23 protein-coding genes, 1 pseudogene and 1 other annotated feature are annotated in these 23,058 nt (G+C 40.8%); of the genes and pseudogenes, 18 read left to right on the top strand and 6 right to left on the bottom strand.

The window, feature by feature from the left end; translation table 11 throughout:
• Positions 1–16 precede the first annotated feature (16 nt).
• From lepB to hisC, 12 genes are all read left to right on the top strand, one after another.
• Positions 17–562, top strand: a complete 546-nt coding sequence (gene lepB, locus EKM61_RS01945; RefSeq protein WP_068226087.1) for a signal peptidase I — start codon at positions 17–19, stop codon at positions 560–562.
• A 619-nt stretch (positions 563–1,181) separates the two neighbouring features.
• Complete coding sequence (hisJ, locus tag EKM61_RS01940; protein WP_068226088.1) at positions 1,182–2,021, top strand: histidinol-phosphatase HisJ; 840 nt, start codon at positions 1,182–1,184, stop codon at positions 2,019–2,021.
• A gap of 60 nt (positions 2,022–2,081) precedes the next feature.
• Positions 2,082–2,343: a binding site (T-box leader), on the top strand.
• A 56-nt stretch (positions 2,344–2,399) separates the two neighbouring features.
• Positions 2,400–3,548, top strand: a complete 1,149-nt coding sequence (locus EKM61_RS01935) for an ATP phosphoribosyltransferase regulatory subunit (protein ID WP_068279631.1) — start codon at positions 2,400–2,402, stop codon at positions 3,546–3,548.
• A complete protein-coding gene (gene hisG, locus EKM61_RS01930) occupies positions 3,545–4,168 on the top strand; it encodes an ATP phosphoribosyltransferase (RefSeq protein WP_068226090.1) in 624 nt (207 codons plus the stop codon). Before EKM61_RS01935 ends, hisG begins: the two co-directional genes overlap by 4 nt.
• 13 nt (positions 4,169–4,181) lie before the next feature.
• Positions 4,182–5,456, top strand: coding sequence for a histidinol dehydrogenase (gene hisD / locus EKM61_RS01925; RefSeq protein ID WP_068226091.1), 1,275 nt, complete (start codon positions 4,182–4,184; stop codon positions 5,454–5,456).
• A 145-nt stretch (positions 5,457–5,601) separates the two neighbouring features.
• Entirely contained in the window at positions 5,602–6,186 is a 585-nt protein-coding gene (hisB, locus tag EKM61_RS01920; protein WP_068377215.1) for an imidazoleglycerol-phosphate dehydratase HisB, read from the top strand.
• Positions 6,187–6,813, top strand: coding sequence for an imidazole glycerol phosphate synthase subunit HisH (gene hisH, locus EKM61_RS01915; RefSeq protein WP_068226093.1), 627 nt, complete (start codon positions 6,187–6,189; stop codon positions 6,811–6,813). It begins immediately after the preceding gene.
• On the top strand, positions 6,791–7,507 hold the full coding sequence (gene hisA, locus EKM61_RS01910) for a 1-(5-phosphoribosyl)-5-[(5-phosphoribosylamino)methylideneamino]imidazole-4-carboxamide isomerase (RefSeq protein ID WP_068226094.1): 717 nt from the start codon (positions 6,791–6,793) through the stop codon (positions 7,505–7,507). The genes hisH and hisA overlap by 23 nt, the downstream gene beginning before the upstream one ends.
• Positions 7,507–8,265, top strand: coding sequence for an imidazole glycerol phosphate synthase subunit HisF (gene hisF, locus EKM61_RS01905; protein ID WP_068226095.1), 759 nt, complete (start codon positions 7,507–7,509; stop codon positions 8,263–8,265). Before hisA ends, hisF begins: the two co-directional genes overlap by 1 nt.
• Positions 8,262–8,582 (top strand): phosphoribosyl-AMP cyclohydrolase, encoded by a 321-nt coding sequence (gene hisI, locus EKM61_RS01900; RefSeq protein ID WP_068226096.1) that lies wholly within the window; start codon positions 8,262–8,264, stop codon positions 8,580–8,582. The genes hisF and hisI overlap by 4 nt, the downstream gene beginning before the upstream one ends.
• Positions 8,583–8,600: 18 nt before the next feature.
• Positions 8,601–8,927: a phosphoribosyl-ATP diphosphatase gene (hisE, locus tag EKM61_RS01895; protein ID WP_068377218.1), complete on the top strand. Its 327-nt coding sequence runs from the start codon at positions 8,601–8,603 to the stop codon at positions 8,925–8,927.
• 55 nt (positions 8,928–8,982) lie between these two features.
• The gene (hisC, locus tag EKM61_RS01890) at positions 8,983–10,059 is read left to right on the top strand and encodes a histidinol-phosphate transaminase (RefSeq protein WP_068226098.1); all 1,077 of its coding nucleotides are present in this window, start codon (positions 8,983–8,985) and stop codon (positions 10,057–10,059) included.
• 245 nt (positions 10,060–10,304) lie between these two features.
• Here the strand turns inward: hisC and EKM61_RS01885 are convergent.
• A pseudogene (locus EKM61_RS01885) lies at positions 10,305–11,529 on the bottom strand (MFS transporter).
• Between the two features lie 142 nt (positions 11,530–11,671).
• Between EKM61_RS01885 and EKM61_RS01880 the strand changes: the two are divergent.
• The gene (locus tag EKM61_RS01880; RefSeq protein WP_068226099.1) at positions 11,672–12,040 is read left to right on the top strand and encodes a winged helix-turn-helix transcriptional regulator; all 369 of its coding nucleotides are present in this window, start codon (positions 11,672–11,674) and stop codon (positions 12,038–12,040) included.
• Positions 12,041–12,184: 144 nt separating this feature from the next.
• On the opposite strand, the gene EKM61_RS01875 is transcribed toward EKM61_RS01880, so the two are convergent.
• Together EKM61_RS01875 and EKM61_RS11970 are read right to left on the bottom strand one after the other, a co-directional pair.
• Positions 12,185–13,090, bottom strand: coding sequence for an isoaspartyl peptidase/L-asparaginase (locus tag EKM61_RS01875; RefSeq protein ID WP_068226100.1), 906 nt, complete (start codon positions 13,088–13,090; stop codon positions 12,185–12,187).
• A 250-nt stretch (positions 13,091–13,340) separates the two neighbouring features.
• Positions 13,341–13,508, bottom strand: coding sequence for a hypothetical protein (locus EKM61_RS11970; RefSeq protein ID WP_100070518.1), 168 nt, complete (start codon positions 13,506–13,508; stop codon positions 13,341–13,343).
• A gap of 477 nt (positions 13,509–13,985) precedes the next feature.
• Here EKM61_RS11970 and EKM61_RS01870 point away from each other — a divergent pair, with 477 nt between their 5' ends.
• The gene (locus tag EKM61_RS01870) at positions 13,986–14,672 is read left to right on the top strand and encodes a VIT1/CCC1 transporter family protein (RefSeq protein WP_068226101.1); all 687 of its coding nucleotides are present in this window, start codon (positions 13,986–13,988) and stop codon (positions 14,670–14,672) included.
• Positions 14,673–14,719: 47 nt separating this feature from the next.
• Positions 14,720–15,424: a VIT1/CCC1 transporter family protein gene (locus EKM61_RS01865; RefSeq protein WP_404802800.1), complete on the top strand. Its 705-nt coding sequence runs from the start codon at positions 14,720–14,722 to the stop codon at positions 15,422–15,424.
• Positions 15,425–16,384: 960 nt separating this feature from the next.
• Here EKM61_RS01865 and EKM61_RS01860 read toward each other — a convergent pair.
• The gene (locus tag EKM61_RS01860) at positions 16,385–16,843 is read right to left on the bottom strand and encodes a Fur family transcriptional regulator (protein WP_100077722.1); all 459 of its coding nucleotides are present in this window, start codon (positions 16,841–16,843) and stop codon (positions 16,385–16,387) included.
• Positions 16,844–17,170: 327 nt separating this feature from the next.
• Here EKM61_RS01860 and EKM61_RS01855 point away from each other — a divergent pair, with 327 nt between their 5' ends.
• A complete protein-coding gene (locus EKM61_RS01855; RefSeq protein ID WP_068226104.1) occupies positions 17,171–18,586 on the top strand; it encodes an MFS transporter in 1,416 nt (471 codons plus the stop codon).
• Between the two features lie 170 nt (positions 18,587–18,756).
• On the opposite strand, the gene EKM61_RS01850 is transcribed toward EKM61_RS01855, so the two are convergent.
• Positions 18,757–19,698 (bottom strand): NADP-dependent oxidoreductase, encoded by a 942-nt coding sequence (locus EKM61_RS01850; RefSeq protein ID WP_068226105.1) that lies wholly within the window; start codon positions 19,696–19,698, stop codon positions 18,757–18,759.
• Positions 19,699–19,944: 246 nt separating this feature from the next.
• On the opposite strand from EKM61_RS01850, the gene EKM61_RS01845 reads away from it, so the two are divergent.
• Both EKM61_RS01845 and EKM61_RS01840 read left to right on the top strand, forming a co-directional pair.
• Positions 19,945–20,379, top strand: coding sequence for a hypothetical protein (locus EKM61_RS01845; protein WP_068226106.1), 435 nt, complete (start codon positions 19,945–19,947; stop codon positions 20,377–20,379).
• Positions 20,380–20,670: 291 nt separating this feature from the next.
• Entirely contained in the window at positions 20,671–21,504 is an 834-nt protein-coding gene (locus tag EKM61_RS01840; protein ID WP_068226107.1) for a stalk domain-containing protein, read from the top strand.
• Positions 21,505–21,656: 152 nt separating this feature from the next.
• Here EKM61_RS01840 and EKM61_RS01835 read toward each other — a convergent pair whose 3' ends face one another.
• Positions 21,657–22,595, bottom strand: coding sequence for a cation diffusion facilitator family transporter (locus tag EKM61_RS01835; RefSeq protein ID WP_068226108.1), 939 nt, complete (start codon positions 22,593–22,595; stop codon positions 21,657–21,659).
• Between the last annotated feature and the right edge of the window lie 463 nt (positions 22,596–23,058).

The following is a 23,058-nucleotide window of genomic DNA, read 5'->3' as shown; positions in this document are numbered from 1 at the left end:
AAGTGTGGCAGAATAAATGAGTGAAACAGCGAAATCATGGCTATGGTTTGTTATTGACCTAGTAATCGTCGGCGTAGTCGTTGTGTTATTAGATACTTTTTTGATTGCAAACCATAATGTTGTTGGGCCTTCAATGGAACCCAACTTTATGAACAATGATCGTGTTCTTGTTTGGCGGCACTCGAAGTTAGAGCGGGGGGACGTTGTCATTTTGCACGCACCTGATGGTTCGATGTATATCAAACGAATTATTGGTATGCCAGGCGACACTGTTCGGTCTAAGAATGACACAATGTACGTTAATGGGAAGAAATTATCCGAACCTTATTTAGCAAATTATAAAGAACAACAGGCCGCAAATAATGATGGCTTATTCACGGATAATTTTTCGTTGAATAGTCTGTTTCACAGAAAGACAGTCCCCAAGGGTGAATATTTTGTCATGGGCGATAATCGGCCAATTTCTAAAGATAGTCGAATGATTGGCTTTATTCCACGGGGAAAAATTCAGGGGAAAGTTGTTTGGCGTTACTGGCCACTAAACAAGATGTCAGTGTATTAGTGAAAGTAATGCCCAGATTAGTAGCAAGCACTAACAAAAAGGTTTCAATGGGTAGTACACAATCCATTTGTTAATAACAAATCATTAAGCTGATTAGTTTAGGTTAAGCGACCTAGATTGATTGGCTTTTTTGATCGCGTTTGGAAGCTGATTTTACTAATGCTTTTCTGACTAATTTGGTGTAAACGTGTTTGAAAAAGCAGATTCCTGCGGTTGCCATAGTTGAATGGACAACGGATGAAGCATAAAAATTATTAGCGTACTTTGCTAATAATTCTCAGTTGCGGAATAGTAGCTACAACAGCCAAATCATCTGTTGCACAGATAATTTGTCCGTCTAGGCTGCGATTCGGACTTCGGTTTATCTTAGTCCGATCGACAACGTCAGTAATCCTCAGAGCCATGTTTCTTGCGGCCTGAACTTTTGCCACAAGAATGGACATCGTCCGTAGCATCAAGATTATTAGCGTCTTGGGCTAATAATCTTCAATTGCGAAGTAGAATCTGGTCGCTTTTTCAAACACTCTCTAGATTGATTGGCTTTTTTTGGTCGCGTTTGAACAATTAGTTGCCGATTAGTGGGTAGTATGCTACGGTGTGGGAAAATGAGGTGAGTTTAATGTTAAAAAAAGATGGGCATAGTCATACGGAATTTTGTCCCCATGGGAGCGGGGATGATGTTGAACTAATGATTCAAAAGGCAATTAAGTTTGGGTTTGAAGAGTACAGTATTACTGAACACGCACCACTGCCGCCAAATTTTCGGCAAGATTACGAAGGTAGTGCGGAAGGCATTGATGAAGCGGCCTTAGCGTTGTCTGATTTACCGGCTTATTTTAAAAAATGTCAACAAATGCAGGCCAAGTATCGTGATCAAATTCGGATTAATATTGGTTTTGAGCTTGATTTTCTACCCAGTCAGTTAGCTTGGACGCGGGAATTCTGGCGGGAGTACGGGCCTAAGACAACCGATAACGTGTTATCAATTCATTTTTTGAAGGGTAAGAATAATCATTATTGGTGCGTTGATAATACGCCTGCTGAATTTAAAACTGGCTTGTTGGAAAACGCCGTTGATGATGCACAACGACTTTATGGTCAATACATAGATGCACTAATTGCCGCCGTCGGTACTGATTTAGGTGTTAACGCACCACATCGTTTAGGCCACTTAACTTTAATTAAAAAATTTCAGGATTATTTTGCCTTACCAAGTCGATTTGATCAAAATAATATGAGAAAGATCTACCAATTATTCTCATTATTGCGCCAACGTCACTTTGAAATTGATTTGAATACTGCTGGTCTATTCAAACCGTACTGTAATGAAATTTATCCCTACCCAGAATTGGCTCGTTTGGCTGATACAGAGGGGATTCCGTTAGTTTATGGTTCTGATGCGCACAGTGTTTCTGCAGTTGGTCGAGCTTATCATGAAGTGGAACAATTTTTGAATTAGTTGTTGACATTCACTAAAAAATGGTTATGATGAGAATAACATTAAAAATAAATTAACTATTATGAAGTCGTGATTAGAACAAGTAATTAATTAACTGTCTAAAGAGAAGCTTACGGGGCTGAGAAGAGCTGGCAATAATTAATGAACACACATCTATGAACTTATTGATTGAATGAAGTAAATCAATACGCAGCATCTGCGTTATCAAGGTTGCTGACAACTGTTCTCCTTTTTTAGGATGACTAGTGGTCAGTCAACGTGAGGTTTGCATCGTGAGGTGTAGACAAATTGAGGTGGTACCGCGATTATATTCGTCCTCGAGAGCTCTAATGAGTTCTCGGGGACTTTTTTTATCTAAAAATTAAGGGAGTGTTAGTGATGTTAAACCGCAACTTACCAGTTGGTACACGGGATGAATTCGGTGCTACGGCCCAAATAAAAGAACGAATGATTAATCAAATTCAACGCTATTTCCGTGAACGTGGCTACGCTAAAATAACGACGCCGTTATTAGAATACAAGGCCGTTTTTTCCGAATTAGATTTAAAAACTTACCAGCCTTACCAGTTATTAGACGAACAGGGCGAAACGTTGGTTTTACGGCCGGATTTAACTTTACCGGTGGCCCGGGTAATGAGCACAACGGGTATTAAGACGCCGGTTAAGTGGTATTACAGCGGGGACGTTTTCCGAGTAAAGAAAAAGTTATCCGGTAGTTATAATCAAATTGCGCAAGCCGGTATTGAGTTAATCGGCTATAAGTCACTTAAGGCCGAATGGGAATGTCTTATAGCCGCGGTTGAACTCGCACAGGCCTTACAAATTACGGATTTGAAAGTTGAATTAGGAAACGCAAAATTTGTCCCGTTAGTTTTAGCAGCCTTACCACTAAACGAAATTGAACGGCGTAACTTACAAACGGCGCTCTACGCTAAGGATCTAAGCCGTTATACAACGTTAATTAAACCACTTGCGGCAAGTGATTTTTATCCATTTCTGAAAGTTTGGCCGTGGTTATTTGGTGATTTTGCGGCAGTTTGGCAGCAATTACAACTGTTGCCTAAGATTAAGGCCGTTACAACCATTTGCGAAGAACTAAAGGAAACACAAATTTTCTTGCAACAACGTTTTCCCCAGCAACAATTGACGTTAGATTTAAGTGTTGCGTCGCCACAGACTTACTATACGGGCATGATTTTTCGTGGTTATTGCCAAAGTGCGGCTGATTATTTATTTAGCGGTGGCCGTTACGATCAGCTATTATCTAGTTTCCAAAAAACATTGCAGCCGGCCGTTGGTTTGGCCTTTTCAATTGATGATTTAGTTGCGCGAACAATTACAGGTAAACCAGTAGAAACGACGCTGATTTATTTTGAAACCAGTGATTGGCGCCAGGCTGAGGCGTTAGTTCGTAAGATTCCTAACAGCAGCCTTTGCCTAGCGGATAACTTAAAGGAAGCGCGGCGCTTGGCCGAAACGGCGGGCAGTCGCTTAGTTGATGTAACGGGAAAGGTGGTGCAGGCATGAGTGCTTTAAAAATTGCCTTAACCAAGGGACGTACGGAGCAACAGGTTATACCATTACTAGAGGCTAGTGGCGTCGATTGCACGGCAATTCGGCATAAGGAACGGCGCTTGATTTTTAACGACTTGCCTGACATTCACTTTATTTTGGTAAAAGGGCCCGATGTTTTGACCTACCTGAATCGCGGCGCCGTTGATATTGGCATTGTCGGTAGTGATATTTTATCTGAACAAAATAATCAACAGTACGATATGTTGGATTTGGGGGTTGGTAAGTGCCAATTTGTCCTGGCCTCAACTCCTGAATTCGATCCGAATCAGATTAAGCGCAAGATCATTGCGACTAAATACCCTAACATTACGCAACGTTATTTCCAAAAAATTGGTGAAGATGTTGAAATTATTAAAATTGAAGGTTCCGTTGAACTGGCCCCATTAGTTGGCCTGGCTGATGCCATTGTGGATATTGTCGAAACGGGAACTACGTTACGTGAAAATAATCTGCAAGTCTACGCGCGCTTGCAAAAAGTGTCAACGCAACTAGTTGTTAATCAACTAGCACTGAAACAACATCAAACCGCAATTGCAACGCTAATTCAGCGCCTAAGCACCGCTAAACAATAGGAGGAAAAAACATATGCAAATTTTAAAACAACCATTAGATGAATTATTAAACCAAGTTGCCAAACGTAATCGCCAACAAGCTAACCGACCAGACGTTGAGGCCAGTGTTGCCGGAATTTTAGCAGATGTTCGGCAAGATGGTGATGCAGCCTTACGAAAATACGAAAAACAATTTGATCAAGTTGATTTAACTGATTTTAAAGTGCCGCAAAGCGTGATTGATGACGCCTATGATAATTGTGATCCTAAATTATTAGCCGCCTTAAAATTAGCGCAACGTAATATTACCGCGTATCACAAAAAAGAAATAACTTACGGATTTGTTGACGCTGAACAAAAAGGGGTTGTTCGTGGGCAAAAGGTGTTGCCTTTAGCCGCAGTCGGATTATACGTTCCCGGCGGTACAGCCGCTTATCCATCCACAATTCTTATGAGTGCAATTCCAGCTAAATTGGCCGGAGTTAAACAGATTGTGATGGTCACTCCCCCTCAGCCTGCTGGGATTAATCCGGCAGTTTTGGCAGCGGCTAAATTAGCCGGCGTTAGTGCGATTTATCAAGTTGGTGGTGCGCAGGCAATTGGCGCCTTGGCTTACGGCACACAGAGCATTCCCAAGGTTGATAAGATTATGGGTCCGGGTAATATTTTTGTTGCAACTGCTAAAAAACAAGTTTTCGGTCAAGTCAGTATTGATATGATTGCTGGACCATCCGAAATTGGAATTATTGCTGATGAAACTGCTAAAGCGCAACAAGTTGCGGCCGATCTATTATCACAGGCCGAACACGATAAATTGGCCCGACCAATGTTAGTGACAACTAGTGCGGCTTTTGCAGAGGCGGTTAGTCAAGCCGTTGATGAACAATTAGTAACGTTACCTCGGCGTGAGATTGCAACTGCTTCAGTTAATGACCAAGGTTTTATCGCTGTTGTGGCCAACACTGATGATGCATTTACGCTGATGAATGCCGTTGCACCTGAACATTTAGAAATTCAGCTGGCCAATCCGATGACGTATCTGAATCAGATTAAAAATGCAGGCTCCGTTTTTCTTGGCACTACAGCGTCTGAACCTTTAGGCGATTACGTTGCCGGGCCTAACCATATTTTACCAACTAGTGGCACCGCACGTTTTTTCTCACCCTTAGGCGTTTACGATTTTGTTAAACGAACGCAATTTATTCAATATACACCAGAGGCATTGGCAAAAGAGGCCGCTCCAATCACAACCTTGGCCAGAGTTGAGGGCCTCGAGGGACATGCCCGGGCGATTGAAAGTCGCTTTTAGAAGCGATAATTATAAACAGATCTTAAAAATAGAGAAGAAGCCATGTTTCCAGAGCACGATTTTCATGCTAGGAGAGTGGACATCATCCGATAATAGGATTTTGCATTTTCGCAAAATAGACCTTAAAAATAGAGGAGGAATACCCATGCGTCAAGCCACAATCGAACGACAAACTAAAGAAACCCAGATTAAGGTTTCACTGAATTTAGAAGATGCTAGCAAAATTGAAATTGATACTGGAATTGGTTTTTTTGATCATATGTTAGAGGCGTTTGCTAAACATGGCCGTTTTGGCCTTATTGTTAAGGCAAATGGTGATTTACAAGTTGACCCCCACCACACAACTGAAGATGTAGGAATTGCATTAGGACAGTGTTTTAAACAAGCCTTAGGTGATAAGGCCGGAATTGAACGTTTTGGAACGGCCTTTGTACCATTAGATGAAACTTTGGCCCGCGTTGTTATTGACCTATCAGGACGTTCTTACTTAGTTTTTAATGCTGACTTCGATAATCCTAAGTTAGGTGGTTATGATACTGAAGTTACTGAGGATTTCTTCCAGGCCTTTGCTTTTAACGCTGAATTAAATTGTCACGCTGCAATTTTATACGGTCGCAACACGCACCATAAAGTTGAAACCCTATTTAAGGCATTAGGTCGGGCAATGCGCGCGGCCGTCACCTTAAACCCAGAAGTGAAAGGTGTGCCATCCACTAAAGGAGTGATTTAAATGATTGTGATTGTGGATTATGACACTGGTAACACTCGTAATTTGAAAAAGGCGTTAGATTATTTAAACGTTCCTAATCAATTGTCTGCTGATCCAGCAACAATCTTGGCGGCAGATGGCATTATTTTACCAGGTGTGGGTGCCTTTCAAAAAGCGATGCTGGCCTTGCAGGAACGCCAGTTGATTTCTGTACTTCAAACGGCGGCGGCCAAGGGACAACCAATGTTGGGAATTTGTTTGGGCATGCAGCTTTTATTTGAAACCGGCTATGAATTTGGCGAGGCAAAAGGGCTTGGCATCTTACCAGGTGAAATTGTGCCGCTACCTGAAAAAGATGGCTACAAGGTACCCCATATGGGCTGGAACACTAATACGGCTACGCAAAGTAATCGTTTCGGTAAAATTTTTGATCAGCAGGCCACCTATTTTGTTCATTCATACTACGCTCAAACTTCTGCGCGTAATATCGTAGCCCAGACCGATTATAGTGTTGAGATTCCGAGCATCGTTCAGCAAAATAATGTGATCGGGATGCAATTTCACCCTGAAAAAAGTGGCGCAATCGGTCTTAAAGGACTGAACGCCTTTAAGGAGATGGCCTTAGATGAACGTCTTTCCCGCAATTGATTTACAAGCAGGCCACAGTGTCCGTCTTTACCAAGGCCAATTTGACCAGCAAACGTTAATTAACGCCGATCCAGTTGCGCAGGCCAAACAGATTGAAGCGGCTAATTTAACTAACCTACATTTAGTCGACCTCGATGGTGCTAAGGATGGTTTGCCCGTTAATCAAGCTGTCATTCAAAAGATTCGCAAGCAAACGAGGCTCTTTATCGAGGTTGGCGGTGGAATTCGTAATTTGCAGCAAATTGAACGTTACTTAGATTTAGGGATTGATCGCGTTATTATTGGTTCCGCGGCCTTAAATAATCCAGAGTTAGTTGCCCAGGCAGTTAGAAAATTTGGTGCCGCCAAAATTGTTGTTGGCCTCGATGGCAAAAATGGTCAAGTTGCGACGGATGGCTGGTTGAAGCAAAGTAAGACTAGCATCAGTGCAGCATTAGCGGCGATGTTGGCGGTTGGGGTACAAACTTTTATTGTTACAGATATTCAGCGTGATGGGACCATGAGTGGGCCTAACGTTAGTCTGCTTGCCCAGTTACAGCAACAATATCCTGCAGCTGTCATTGTCGCCTCAGGAGGAATTCGTGATTTGGCCGATTTGAAACAGTTGGCAAAAAATAAGGTTCAATCCAGTATTATTGGTAAGGCGTTGTATGAAGGTACGGTGACATTGGCCGAACTTGCGGAGGTGGAGTGATGTTAACTAAACGAATTGTTCCCTGCCTCGATGTTGATAATGGCCGGGTAAAAAAAGGCGTCAACTTTGTTCATTTAACGGATGTAGGTGATCCCGCTGATATCGCTGCGGCATACGAAAAACAAGGTGCGGATGAGCTTGTTTTCCTAGATATTACGGCAACTAATGAAAACCGCGGTGCTATGGTGACGACGATTGAAAAGGTCGCTAGTCAGGTTTTTATGCCATTAACTGTTGGCGGCGGTATTCATAGTGTGGCCGATATGCAGGCTTTACTAAAGGCTGGCGCGGATAAAGTGTCACTAAACACTGCAGCTGTCACTAACCCAGAATTAATAACGGCCGGCGCAGAAAAATTTGGCAGCCAGTGTATCGTCGTTGCGATTGATGTCCGTTTTGATGCACAGGCGCAGCGTTATCGGGTATACACAAATGGTGGTCAGAAAGTAACCGATTTGGATGCGATTGAGTGGGCCAAGGAAGTTGTTAACCGTGGTGCTGGGGAACTTTTAGTAACCAGTATGGATCAGGATGGGACGAAAGCCGGCTATGATCTTGCGTTGTATCAAGCATTAACCAAAGCCGTGGCAGTGCCAATTATTGCTTCTGGTGGTTGCGGAAAATTAAGTGATTTTAGTGATTTATTTCAGCAAACTAAAGTGGACGCTGCACTAGCGGCCTCAGTTTTTCATTACGGTGAACTTACAATTCCGGAGGTTAAACAGGATTTGCGGCAGAAGGGAGTTAATGTCCGATGATTCAGCCAGATTTTAGTAAAAATAGTGCTGGCCTGATTACGGCAGTGGTCATTGACGCTGCAAGCAAAGATGTTTTAATGGTGGCTTATATGAACGAAACAAGCTTCCAGAAGACATTGGCCAGTGGTGAAACGTGGTTTTGGTCCCGTAGCCGCCAGCAACTCTGGCACAAAGGTGAAACCAGTGGTAATACGCAGCAGATAGTTAACGTTAAAATTGATTGTGATGCCGATACGTTATTAATTAGTGTTAATCCGGCGGGACCTGCTTGTCATACAGGCCACCGCAGCTGTTTTTACCGTGAATTAACTGATTAATTAAAAAGAGGAGAGATTATGATGGAACAAGATATTGCTGAACTTTATAAATTAATTTTGGAACGTAAAAATAATCCTAAAGAAGGTTCATACACCGATTATCTATTTACAAAAGGGCTAGATAAAATCTTGAAAAAAGTTGGTGAGGAATCAACTAAAGTAATCGTTGCTGCTAAAAATCCAAGTGATTCTGAATTCATTTATGAAGTTAGCGACCTACTTTACCATGTATTAGTTCTAATGGTCGATCGTGGCATTAGCCTTGATCAAATAAAGCAAGAACTGGCAAAACGAGAAGGCTTGATGAGTAAAACCAAGGACCGCCGGGAAATTAATGACCTCTAAATTAAAAGCTAAGCGCCGTTTCAAGCGCGCTTGATCACTAGAAAGGACTGACATAATGTTAAAAAAGGCAGTAAAAAAATTGCAACCGTATATTCCTGAAGAGCCACTTTCTGTTTTGGAAAAGAAGGTCGGGGTTGCAAATATTGTTCGTCTGTCCGCCAACGAAAATCCTTTTGGTACTTCACCCAAGGTAAAAGAAGCAGTCGTTAACTGGCAATTTAATGATGCACGGTATTATCCGGATGGTGATGCGCGGGATTTACGGCAGGCAGTTGCTGACTATTTGCAGGTACAGCCGGAGCAACTATTGTTTGGTTGTGGTTTAGACGAAATTATTGAATTAATTTCCCGCAGCTTTTTAGAAGTCAACGATGAAGTCTTAGAACCATGGCCAACTTTTTCGGAATATAAATTACATGCTGAAATCGAAGGTGCCACGGTGGTTGATGTGCCGATATTGACTAATGGCAAATTTGATCTTGAAGCATTAGCCAAAGGAATTACGGCCAAAACAAAGTTGATTTGGCTTTGTAATCCCAACAATCCAACTGGAACCTATTTATCGGTGGTTGCATTACGTCAGTTCTTACAGCAGGTACCGCCTAATGTATTGGTACTGATTGATGAAGCGTACATTGATTTCGTGACCTCGGCTAAACAACCATCAGCCCTACCTTTATTAAAAGAGTTTTCCAACTTATTATTACTTAGAACCTTTTCTAAAGTCTATGGATTGGCCAATTTTCGTGTCGGTTACGCGGTTGTACCGCCAATTTTAATTGCTAGCATGCAGGCCGTTCGTTTACCCTATAATTTGAATTCCTTAAGTCAGTTAGCGGCACAGGCTGCCTTGGCAGATCAAGCTTTTATTCAACAAACGGTTGTACGAGTTGAACAGGCCCGCCAATCTTGGACTGAATTTTTAAAGCAACAGGGGTTGAAATTTTATCCAAGTCAAACCAATTTTATTTTCTTTGCAGCGCCTAATGCCCTGAAATTAAAGGACTATTTACTGCAGCATGGCTTTTTAGTTCGGGGAGGGCTTCGACCTGATTGGCTGCGGGTAACCTTTGGTACGGTGGCACAAAATAAACAATTACAGCATCTAATCAGTACTTTTTATGCCAGTTAGATGGGGAATTTATTACGTTTTATTACGCATGGTACAACTAAAAAGGCTGGGACAAAAAGTCCTAGCCTTTTATTTTTCCGAACATTGCTCTAGAATGTGCGCCAAAAGTCTGGATTTACGTGCCTAACTACAGCTAATCCAATAACCATAGTACGGTTATTGGATTAGCTTACGTTACGCAGTAAACCCAAAACCGACTTTTGTCACACGCCACTTTAGTTGTACCATCTTTTTAGCCGGTGTTTTTAATTATCATTTACCGAGCAAGTATTCTGTGAACTAATGGCCGGGCGCTTCTTTTCTTGATGTGCCATTTTGATCAGGTAACCGGTTAACAAAATGGCAAGGATCACCATGATAATTCCGAATAATGGTGTGAAGGCGATTCCGAGGTGAGCCGTAACTTGGCCGCCGGTAAAGGAACCAATTGTAATACCCACATTGAAGGCCGAAATATTAAGTGCCGAAGCTAGCGTTGTGTCTTTTGGGGTATACTTTTCCGCTAGTTGAACAATATAAAGTTGTAAACCAGGGACGTTCATAAAGGCAAAAAGGCCCATTAAAAGAATGGCAAATAATCCAAGGTACTGATTATGCAACGTTAGAAACAGGAGAAATAGACTTAGTGCTAAACCGATAAACATATTTAGTAATGCATTTAATGGATTTAGATTAGCAAAACGACCACCAAGCGTGTTACCAATCGCCACCATCAAACCGTAAACAATTAAAATAACGACAACAGCATTAGCAGAAAAATGAAGCAGATTTTCTAAAATTGGCGTCAAATACGTGTAGGCGGTGAAGGTGCCACCGTAACCTAACGCCGTAATTAATAGTGCAATGACAAGCGGTGGATTTTTAAAAATACGAACGAATCCTTTAAGATCAGTTTTCCCAGGGATCGGAAGTTTGTCTGGCACTAAAAAATAATTCGCAATTAAACCGATTAGGCCAATGAACGCAATAAAAATAAATGACCAGTGCCACGAAAAGTGTTGGCCAATAAACGTGCCAAGGGGAACGCCGGTAACCGTTGCTACAGTTAGGCCGGTAAACATGACTGAAATGGCACTTGCTCGTTTAGCAGGCTGAACAACATCGGCGGCAATAATTGATGCAACCGACATGAAAATACCGTGAGCAAGGGCGGCGATAATTCGGCCCAGCAACAGTACGCTATAAAAAGGTGCCAGCCAAGAGGTTACCAATAATAAACGTAACCATAATTGCTAACATGAGTTTTTTACGTTGCCAACTTCCAGTAAGAATTGTTAAAACGGGGGCGCCAACTGTAATACCAAGTGCGTACATCGAAACGGTTAGGCCAGCCTGACTAAGTGTGATACCAAAGCTTTTGACTAATAAGGGCATTAGGCCAACGCTAATAAATTCGGTTGAACCAATTGCGAAGGCGCTGATTGCTAAAGCCAATAGCGTAAGTGCAGGTGAAATTGTTTGTTTTTTCATTATTTCTACTCCTTTAGTTGTTATTTACCGCAGTGATTAGTATTATACTTGTACGGAGTAATTAAACAATTACGTACTTTAAAGTGCTGTAGGTACTAAAAAGAAATAATTGGTTATCTTAGCAATAAAGGAGCTAAATCTAATGAAATGTCAAACCTACAATATTGGTGTCGAAGCAACAATGGAAATAATTGGTGGTAAGTGGAAACCGATTATACTTTGCCATTTACGGCATCAGGTAATGCGAACGGGTGAATTACGGCGAGTTATTCCGAATATTACCCAAAAAATGCTAACGCAACAATTACGTGAATTAGAGGCCGATAACATCATTAACCGCCACGTTTATAATCAAGTACCGCCCAAGGTTGAGTATTCACTAACTGATTACGGAAAAAGTTTAAGCCACGTTTTAAATCAAATGTGTACTTGGGGTGAAACACACATTGATTTATTAAAGGCGGCGGGTGAAGACGTTAAACTATTGAATCGTGATGGTGTGGCGCAATAAAAAGATCCTATAATCTAAAAATATTTCTAGATTATAGGACCCTTTTTTGTACGTATTTTGAAATTATTTAATAGTTGTTTTCAATGAATTCAGTGTAAGCACGTCTAAAAAAGTAGATTTCTGTGCCCTTGAACCACGCTTTAGTTAAATGCCAGCTTCTTCAATCGTAGTTGTGTTACCAGCGGCGCGTTTTGCTAGAAAGGTTGTTGGTTTTAAGCTGTCAGTTGCAACAACAAACGTAAAATCAACGTTGGTAGCCACGCCCCACTCACCATTTTTATCCATTGCCACGACGGAAACAGCGCCAATATGGCCACTCCGGTGGTATAGATCATCAATAAATGGATAAACAGCCTTATCGCAGGCTTCTTGCGGGGTTAATCCATCAGCAATTAGTTGGGTAATCTTGAAAGGTAACATGCCTTTCATAAGATCTTCGCCTAATCCTGTTGTGGTAACACCAGCAATATGATTGTCACAGTAAAAGCCTGCACCAGGTAACGGTGCATCACCAAGTCGGCCCTTTGCCTTCATGAAAATACCTGAAGTTGAAGAGCCTGTATGCAAACGACCGCGGTAATCAAGACTGACAACGCCGACTGAATCATGCGTGTTAATAACGTCATGTCGTGTTGCGTTTTTACGGACTTGTTTACCCCAGTATGTCTGGGTTTCCGGCGTTAACATTGTTTTTACAGCAAAGCCGTGTCGTTGCGCGTAATTATTAGCGCCACCGCCAGACAAAAAATTATTTAACTGCTCATGTGATAGGCTACGCGCAACCGCAATTGGGTGCGCAATATCCGTCATACTAGCTACTGAACCGATGCTTAAAGTATCGCCATTCATGAAAGAAGCGTCAAGCTCGACAGCTCCCTCAGCATTTGGTAAACCACCATAGCCAACGGTGTTGAATTGTGGATTATCCTCCACATCTTCAATCGCGCTTTCAACAGCATCACCGCTGGGTCGTCCATTAGCAAGTAATTCTGCTGCCTTAGTGACACCAGCCAAACTCATTTTCCATGTTGCAATTATACCCCAGGTCATCGCGATCGACTCCTCTTATTAGACTTACACCTAGTATAAACAAATTTTGGTAAAATAGTAAAAAAATAGATACTAAAGCGAAAAAAATGAACTAAAGTGTAGCTTTGCAGTTAATTGTAATCAATAAAAATAAATAATAAACAAAATTTTTATTGATCACAATTCATTAACAAAGCTAGCACGCTTAGCTCATCTTTTAGTGACAAAAATAAACCGCAATTGGACTAAAATAACAAATTTAAGTGGCGCGTTATGCGGCCGCGATGAGGTTTGGTAAGCGTTCTTGCCTTTCGCCTGGTCGTAAAGCTAAGATATAGCCGTTTTTCGCCTTTAGAGTGTAGCGCACATCTAAAGCTAACGCGATTTGTTTACCACGGTAGTCATAGATGAGGAGGCTTTTAAAGATTTCACCTGTCATCAAATCCCCTCTATATGTGTTAATAGTTATTCAACACCTACATCATAGTAGGGTTTTATAAAAAAGGGTAGCGGCAAATATGCAAGTTGGCAATTACGAGTGCCAAAACCGTTGAAATCACTAGTGTAACGGGACTAGATTAAGTTTTTATTACGTGAACAAGACATTTGTAAAATTCAAATAATAAGTAAAAAAATGGTGTAAAAATAAGCCCTTATTGTTATGAAAAAGTCATGTAGGTAAAAAAATAGCTTCTTACGTTGTTTACATGCCCTCAAAGCACTGTAAGCAAAATTTAGTACGTGACCGAGTAAAGTTAGCGCAATTAATAATGGTTATCAATTAACGTAGTAATAATAATATCCCGGAAATGGATTGCTAAAATAGCTTTACATTCATAAAAAAATAAATTATAATTTAACCGATAACAGATGATAATGATTATAAATAAGCAATTAATGAGTTAGAGGTGTAATTATGGAACAGACGAAGAAACGATCTTTAGCAGAAAAAATTAATGTTATGCGTGCAAGTGTTATGGGGGCCAATGATGGGATTGTTTCTGTCGCTGGAATTGTTCTTGGTGTTGCCGGAGCAACTAATAATAGTTACGCAATCTTCCTGGCCGGAATTGCCGGAATGTTGGCCGGTACAATTTCAATGGCAATGGGTGAATGGGTTTCTGTAAACACACAACGTGATTCTGAAAAGCGAGCAATCGAGCGTGAATCCGCTGCCTTAGACAATGACTACGCCGGTGAAGTGACTTATATTAAAAACAAGTATATGGCTACCGGTATTTCTGAAAATTTGGCACAAAAGGCAACTGATGAAATGATGAAGGGTGATCGTCTTTATACGGCAGTTCGTGAGCGCTACGGTTTTAATCCAAAAGAAAAGACGAGTGCGTTTGCGGCGGCAATCGCATCAATGATCGCCTTTCCTACAGGCTCAATTTTGCCGTTAGTTTCTATAACATTGTTCCCGGCAGAAATTAGAATTAGCGCAACAGTTATTGCGGTTGTTGTTGCGCTGGCCGTTACTGGTTATACGGCCGCAGCACTAGGTAATGCAAACCGATTTCAGGCTGTTGTTCGAAATGTTATTTCCGGGATTTTGACAATGCTCATCACGTATTTAATCGGTCATCTTTTTGCCCGTTAGTCATTTTGGTTAGTCAGTAATGTACAGCAAGGGAGATTAAAATAATGATGAAAACCTTAAATCAACCAACTAAAATAAAAAAACAAAAGATGACGATGAGTGAACGATCAAATACATTACGTGCCGGTGTTTTAGGTTCCAATGATGGTATTTTAACGGTTGTTGGTGTCCTTTTTAGTGTCGCCGCAGCAACGACTAATCAGTTCACCATCTTTATTGCGGGTCTATCTGATCTTTTAGCTTGTGCATTTTCAATGGCTTCTGGTGAATATGCATCGGTTAGTTCGCAACGAGATACCGAAAAGGCAGTTGTCGCCCAAGAAAAAGAATTGATCCAAACTAACTATGCTGATGAACTAGAGACCGTTGCGGCGTACTATCAGGATCGGGGCGTAACCCACGAAACGGCCCTTGATATTGCCCGTGAGTTAATGCAAAAAGACGCTTTAGGAACCGTCATCCAAATTAAGTATAATTTAGAACTTGGTCACTATATGAGCCCTTGGAGTGCAGCCTTTTCGTCATTAGTGGCGGCGGCCTCTGGTGGAATCTTTCCTTTATTTGCGATGACCTTTTTACCGTTAAGCCTAAAATGGCCAGGTACTATTACGGCGGTGCTATTAGCGGTTGCGTTAACAGGTTATTTAAGTGCTAAATTTGGTGATGGTTCCGCTAAAACGGCGATTATCCGAAATATAATTGTGGGTATTATTACGATGTTTATTCATTATTACGTTGGTCAGTTATTGTAATTTAAGCGAGTTAAATTTTGGTAAGGGAATGGGACAAAAGTCGGTTTTGGGTTCACGTTCTAGAGCATCGTAGCGATCATATTTAAAACTATTAGTTAGTTTTTAGAACGTCAAAGCCTAACTGGAACAAGCCAAATCAGATTAGACTCCATTCCGATGCGCGAGGACGGAACGCGTGCGACTTGGACTTGCCAGGCCCGCATGATTCTACTTCACAATAGTGGATGATTTTCGGAACGAAAATCTTAGATGCTACGGATGATGGCCATTCAACTAAGGCATAAAGCGCCAAAACATGATTCTAAATGGCCCAGACCGCCATTAATAATCATCGACACAGCTGATCCTAGCGCCCCAAAATGAAATCTGGACGCAGTAGCACATTTAAGTGTTATTTGTGTCAATTGCAGTAAAACAGTTATTATGTTGCAAGTAGGTGAAAACTACCTTTGTCAGTGTTGCTGGCTAATTAAGAACACCGATAAGTTGTGCAGTATTAAAGCTGTGGTTCCTACTCAATTGGACTAATTAAACAATTAAATTAATCAATAATCAGAGCTCAACCACTGCCAAGGTGGAATGGAGGCGCTGGCGTATCAGCCGTGTCGAAGGTACTTGATGACCGAATTGTGGTCATTTAGTACCTTGCGTGATTGACAAGATCCATTTTCTTTTCCGAATGGGTTTAATCGGAAAGAAAATTAGCTTATCAACGCGCCACGCGTTCCATACGCCAGCGCCGGAATGGAACCTAGCTAAATTTGCCCACGTGTAATTCAGTGGCCAAGCGGCATTATTTTTAATAGCAATATAATTCAATTTAAACATGAGCGCGACATTCCACTAGAGCAATGTCCAGAAGCAGTAAGGAGCGGCCAGGACTTTTGGTGCAACTTCTTACTATTTTTTACGCAAAGAAACCCCGAAGATTTTTGTTTAGAAAATCTTCAGGGCTTCTTTTTAATTACGGTTGATTCGTAATTTCTTTTGACAAGTTGGACATAAGCCATAAACTTCCATGTGATTTCCAGAAATCATATAACCAGTTAATTCGACCGTTTTGCTTTCCAATTTGCGCTCATCTTTGTTAAAACCATCGTAAGTTACATCGGTAATGCGCCCGCAATTAGTACAAATTGCGTGGTAGTGGGGATCACCAAAATAATCATAGTGTGTACTGCCATCGCCGTTTTGAAGTTCCACAACAAGTCCAAGATCAACGAAGGTGTTTAGCGTATTATAAACGGTGGCGGCACCAAGATTTGGTAATTTTTTATTTAATGCAGTACGGATTGTCTCAACTGATGGGTGATTATGATGGCTGGCGAGGTATGCAAGGATAATATGACGTTGCGGTGTTACCCGTAGTCGGTGTTCCTTCAGTACCTGCAGTGTTTGGTCCATAACGTCATTAGCCACAAGCTGTCATCCTTCCTATTTGTAAGTTCATTATCATAACTTTATTAAACCACTTTTTAAGAATGATTCCAAGTTGAAACTAGCAACTTAATTATAAAAATAATTAAGCTTAAGAAAAACCAGTATTAACTCTGGCTAGATTTGAAAATCACTTTTGTTAGTACCAGTTCAAACAAGGTGAAAATGAGTTTAAAAATTTGAAGCCTTTACTTTTATTAAAATGAAAACTATAATTTACTGAGTATTTAGTAATAATTGTTCTAAATTATATATTGAAGAAATTTATCAATTTAATACGTGATAAGTGAGTTAAGGGGGATCTACATAATGGCAGGCAACACAATTTCTGCGGGGAAAAAAGGGTATAACCGATTTTGGTTTATCTTAACGTTATTAGCAGGAACGTTTACAATGTCAATTAGTCAATCGGCACTATCGACGGCCTATCCGACTTTGATGAGGTATTTTAATATTCCAGCATCAACGGTTCAGTGGTTGACAACAGGCTTCATGTTAGTTATGAGTGTCATGATGCCAGTTAGTCCGTGGTTGTTAAATAATGTACCATTTAAGTGGCTTTATCTGGGAGTATTAGCTATTTTTGACCTGGGTACGTTAATTATCTTACTGGCACCTAATTTTGCCGTCATGATGACGGGCCGTGTTATGGAAGCAATTGCAGTTGGTGTTTTGTTTCCATCTTATCAAACAGTTATGTTATCGATCACACCGGAAAGTAAACGTGGGACAACAATGGGGTTGGCCGGTCTTGTTATGGGTTCTGCACTGGCCGTTGGTCCGATTATCTCAGGAATTGTTTTACGTTTGACTACTTGGCAGGGACTTTTCGTTGTCTTTATGGTTATTATCACTGCTGTTTTTATTTTGGGGATATTCCAAATTAAGAGTGTTATGCCGTTGAAGCCTTCAAGTATTGATTTTCTTTCAATTATTTGTTCGGTTGGTTTTATCGGTATTTTATACGTTGTTAATCAAATTGGTAAACCTGGTGTTAATTGGGGAATTTATACTGTAATTTTGCTGGTTAGTCTGTTGATGGTTGTTGGGTTTGTTTACCGGCAGCTTCACTTAACCGAGCCATTACTAGAATTACGGGTGATGAAGTCTTTTAATTACGATTTATCCGTTCTTTTGACGGCAATTTCGTACATTGCGTTAATCGTGGTGACAATTATTTTTCCGCTTTACTATCAGAATATACTCCACGTCACCCCATTTATTTCGGGAATGGCCTTAGTTCCCGCTGCGGTAGTATTGAGTATTTTAAATCCGATGACTGGTCATTTGGCTGATCGGTTTGGATTCCGCAAGGTTATGCTTAGTGGAATGATTTTAATTTGTCTTGGCTGGTTTGGGTTAGTTATTTTTGCTGGGCATCTGAATATTTGGTTAATGATGGTGTTCGCGGCCATCATTGAAGGTGGTAATGCCTTTGTCATGATGCCGGCTGTAACTTTAGGGGCTAATTCTTTACCGGATGACCTGATTGCCCATGGGACTGCCGTTATCACTACTGTTCGCCAAATACTGGGGTCAACCGGGGTTGCGGTTGCCACTTTGATTTTGGCCAACGTCACCGCTAGTCATTTGAATCAGGGGAGTACTAAGACAACTGCTGCACTTGCCGGCTACCATAGCGTTTTTGTAACTTTCTTGATCATTGAATTAATCGGGCTTGGATTGGCCTTCTTGCTTCGCGGTAAAACGAAGCAAACTGCTTAAGTTATTTTGTAATATATAGTAGTTTTTGATTAAACACTGGTAAATGTAAAAATAGTTCTGCTTAAAATGTTGAAGGATGCCACAAAGGTCGCCAACATTTCTAAGCAGAACTATTTTTAATTTGGAACGTGCGCCAAAACCGACTTTTGTCCCACTCCTAAACTATCTCGTTAATCATTATGCATTTGAATAACAATTTTTCCTTGAACGTGGCCCGTTTCGCTTAAGCGGTGGGCGACATTTAAACCAATTTCAGAAAATGGGAGTGTACGGGCGATTGGAACCTGTAATTTATTGGCCGCCAATAATTCGGCCAATTGTTGTAAATCAGTGCCCTTAGGGTCTAGCCAAAAATGATGGCCAACTAATTTAAGCTTTGTCATGAGCTCATTATCAATATTTTCTACGATCGAGGCAACGTGACCACCAGTTTTTAAAACCTTGTAACTGTCAGTTAAAGCCTCACCGCCCACTAGATCTAAAACGGCGTCAAAGTCCTTTAATGTTTCGCTGGGCCTTGTTTCGTGATAATCGATGACTGTCTCTGCACCTAATGATTTAACAAAGTCACTATGGTTAGGGCTAGCAGTGGTTGTAACGTGCGCACCGACCAGGTTTGCTAACTGAATGGCAAAACAACCGACGCCGCCGGAACCGCCAGTGATTAGGATATTTGTCCCGGACTGCAATTTGAGAACGTTATGAATTGTTTGCCAAGCGGTTAAACCAGCAAGCGGGACGGCCGCTGCCTGACTGAAGCTGATATTAGCCGGTTTTTTGGCCAGCTTATCTTGGTTGATTGCAGTGTATTCAGCATAAGTGCCTTCACGACTTAAATCAGGACGCGCAAAAACAGCATCACCAATACTGAAGTCGTGCACATTTTCGCCAATGGCCTCAATTGTCCCGGCGGCATCCCAGCCCAAGGTAATTGGAAAATGAAACGGAAAGGCATCTTTTAGCAGGCCAGTTCGCATTTTCCAATCAATCGGGTTAACTGAAGTGGCGTGTAGTTTAACTAAGACCTGGTCAGCAGTGATTTCAGGTACCGAAATTTCTGCCGCCGTGAGCTGCTTTGCGTCACCGTAATGATTTATGACAATTGCTTCCATCTGCTTTGCTCCTTACCCTTATTTTACTTTTTGCTTTATTATACCACGTTGAATACCACTAATTTTTGACCAATAAAAGGGCTAAATTTGACCAAATTATGAACTTTATCATTGAAAAAACCTACTTATATGAGATTAATGTGACAATTGTTGCAAGTCAGTTAAATCATCCACTTTTCTATTGTTGTTTGGATAAATAAATGCTAAATTATTCTTATCGAAACAATAAGAAAGAAAGAATGAATAATGACTAAAATTGATATTCAAAAAAAATACTTACAGTGTGTAGCGTATATGATAGCAAAGGTTAAAACATTTGACGAAGGTTTTAAGGAATATGAACGCAAACACGAAATTATCGTTAATGACCCAGAAATAACAACCACCGACTTGAAGCTTTCACAACAAAACTTTGCCCGTAGTTTAGAAAATTACAAACGTTTTGTAGCTCGCTTTTCGGCCTTAGATTGTCCAGAACAATACGGCGCGCAACATCGCGCAATGGCAATGAATTTTGAGGCCTATACCCAGGCCATGGCGTTGATTGTTGCGGCATTGGAACCTGAAAAACGCTCCTTAAACGTATTACGTTATCAGGAAGGCTGTCAGAAACGTGAAGCTGCCTTTGAACAAATGACCCAACTATTACAAAATGATTATCAAGAAGCGGGAGTTGTTTAGTATTTATTCGGAAAATAGATTTATTATTCGAGCAGCGGTTAAGCGAGGATCTCGGGCATAATTTAGTCCGAACAATCTGACCGCCGCTTTTTATTTTGGTGAAAAATAATTCAGTAAATTAACCCAAAAAAGAATTACTTTCGCTTATAATAAAGTTGTTGGGCTAGCTAGTGTGTGAAAGCTATTTTTTATAACTATTTTGCAACAAAAATGGTTTTTACGTAGCCAAAAAGTTGAACCTCAGGCTTTTCAAACGCTAGTCTAAAATGTAAATAGATAAAGGTGAATTAAATGATGAATTCAATTGAAGACCGTATCAGTAGTTATTTACAGTGGAACAGACCGGTAACCGTTGTTGTGGACGATCACCGTTTGCCAGTGATTGGTTTAATGGTTAATTCGCAAATATATATTCCGTTAAAAGCTTATTTTCAAGCACTGAATCAAAAATTAGTTGCTCAAGGTTTTAACGTCAGTGGCGATTACTTAGGTGATCAATTTGAATTTACGTTAGGAACCAAAACACTTCGAATTAATGGGATTAGTTTTCCGTTAGACCAGGCACCCTTTGGCAGCAATCAAGAAATTTACGTTAGTGCGGCCTTTGTAGCAGTTTTAACGCGCCACACTTATGAATGGGCCGAAAGCGACCGCTTAATTTTATTTTTACCACTTGATGACGCTAATTTTGAAGTTTCAATTGCTGAATTTCCACCGTTTAGTGTTTTACCAAAACAATTTTTGCATAAGGATCTTGGTGGGGATGGTCACATTCCAACCCTTTTTTGGGCCAACGCACCCAAAGAGACCAAATCTTTTGCCGTGATGTTAGGTGATGAGCACCCGATCGCGGCCGGTTATAGCTACTGGAATATTCTGGGCCTACCAGCGAGTGCTACTGGCGTGGCCGCTAAGGATGACCTAAGTCGCCTGACCCAACGTAGTTACCGGGGAGTAGCGCCGATGCAAAGTTCTGGTTATCATGAATACTTATTTTATATTTTTGCCTTAGATGAAGCTAAAGTTGCTACAACGGGCGCGTTAAATACGATTGATGATGCCAAGCGGGTTTTTCACGGCCATATTCTTGACGTTGGAATTTACCCAACGTTTGCAATGCTTTAGGATTAAACTTTTTAGTTATCAAAAAAGCGGTCGGTGACAAAGAATATTTTGTCGCCGGCCGCTTTCTATTTCCGAACATTACTCTAGTGTGTGCGCCAAAATTCTAAATTAACGTTACGTAGTAAACTCAAAACCGATTTTTGCGCCACTCACTATTTGTGATCTTCTAGATTTTTGCTCTTACTTGTTTTCTTTGTGTTTGGGTAATCATTTTTATCAAAAAATAACGGTTGGTCCAAACCACGCTTGAATTCAGGTTGGATAGTCACGTGACTAATGTGGTATTTTTCTTCCAGTAATTTTTCGATGACACAATCAGTGTGTTCGACACTTTCTAAATCAACATCACGCATATTAACGTGGGCCTCAAAAATGACGGTATGTTCATCAACTGACCAAACATGTAGGTGGTGAATGCTGACAACATTGGGTAATTGCAGAATGTCCTGGGCCATTTCTTTGTAGTCCAACTGTGGTGCCGCCTGCATCAAAATCGAAACGGTAGTGGTAACCACGTGCCAAGCCTCACGAATAATGTAAAGTGAGACCAATAATGTGATCAAAGGATCAACCCACGTGATTGCCCAAGTACGAATGATGATGGCACCAATGACAACACCTACGGAAGACAGTGTGTCGGCAAGTAAATGCAAGTAAGTTGCCTTAATATTTAAATTATGCTTAGCACCACGATTTAATAATAAGGTTGAGCAAAGATTTGCTACGACACTAAAAAGCGCAACGTAAAACATAATTGTACCGTTAATTTTTTGCGGTGAGCGTAATCTACTAGCGGCCTCAGCGATGAGCCCAACTGAAATCAGTAAAAGGATCGCAGCATTAATAAATGCAGAAAGGATCTCGGCGCGTTTATAGCCGTAAGTGTTAACCTTGGTTTGGCGGCGTAGTCCAATTCGATGAGCAATGTAAGATAAAACAATAGATAACGCATCACTCAGATTATGGACGGCATCGGATAATAGTGACAAACTACCTGAGAGTAAGCCACCGATAAATTCAATCAGTGTGATCCCGGCATTTAGAAGGGTGACCTCAAAAAAACGTTTGCCAGATAAACTTGCTTCGTGCATAGGCGGACCTACTTTCTATCACTGGTTCCAAATGTTAATCGAATAATTGATGGATTAAAAATTCCGCAATTATTACGTTAGCTAGCAATTCTTTAGATGATGAAAATTAATCTTTTGTAATTTGAAAATATACATGTACATATATTCATATAACAAGTTAATCATAGTTGCAAATGAAGGTGTGGTCAAGCTAGAGGAGTGTGCGACCATATTTAAAAAAGTGGTTAGATTCTATCCCGCAATTAAGGATTATTACAGGCTTCGCTAATAATCTTGCTATCACGAGCAATAGCTATTTTATGGTAATTAGTATTTTTACCGGCCGCTACGGGTATTTAATCAATTTTCAGTAAATTAGCGGGTATGGTTGCAAGAACGTGTTACAATACGCGTGGTGCTAGTTTGTAATAATACAAAAAAATTAACAAAAAAGTCCAACACAGTTAGACTCATAAGTGACTAA

Origin of the sequence: Loigolactobacillus backii (assembly GCF_003946275.1) — a bacterium.
GTDB classification, from domain to species: domain Bacteria; phylum Bacillota; class Bacilli; order Lactobacillales; family Lactobacillaceae; genus Loigolactobacillus; species Loigolactobacillus backii.
The sequence above is the reverse complement of the archived record's forward strand: the minus strand, read 5'-3'. Positions and strand labels throughout refer to the sequence as shown.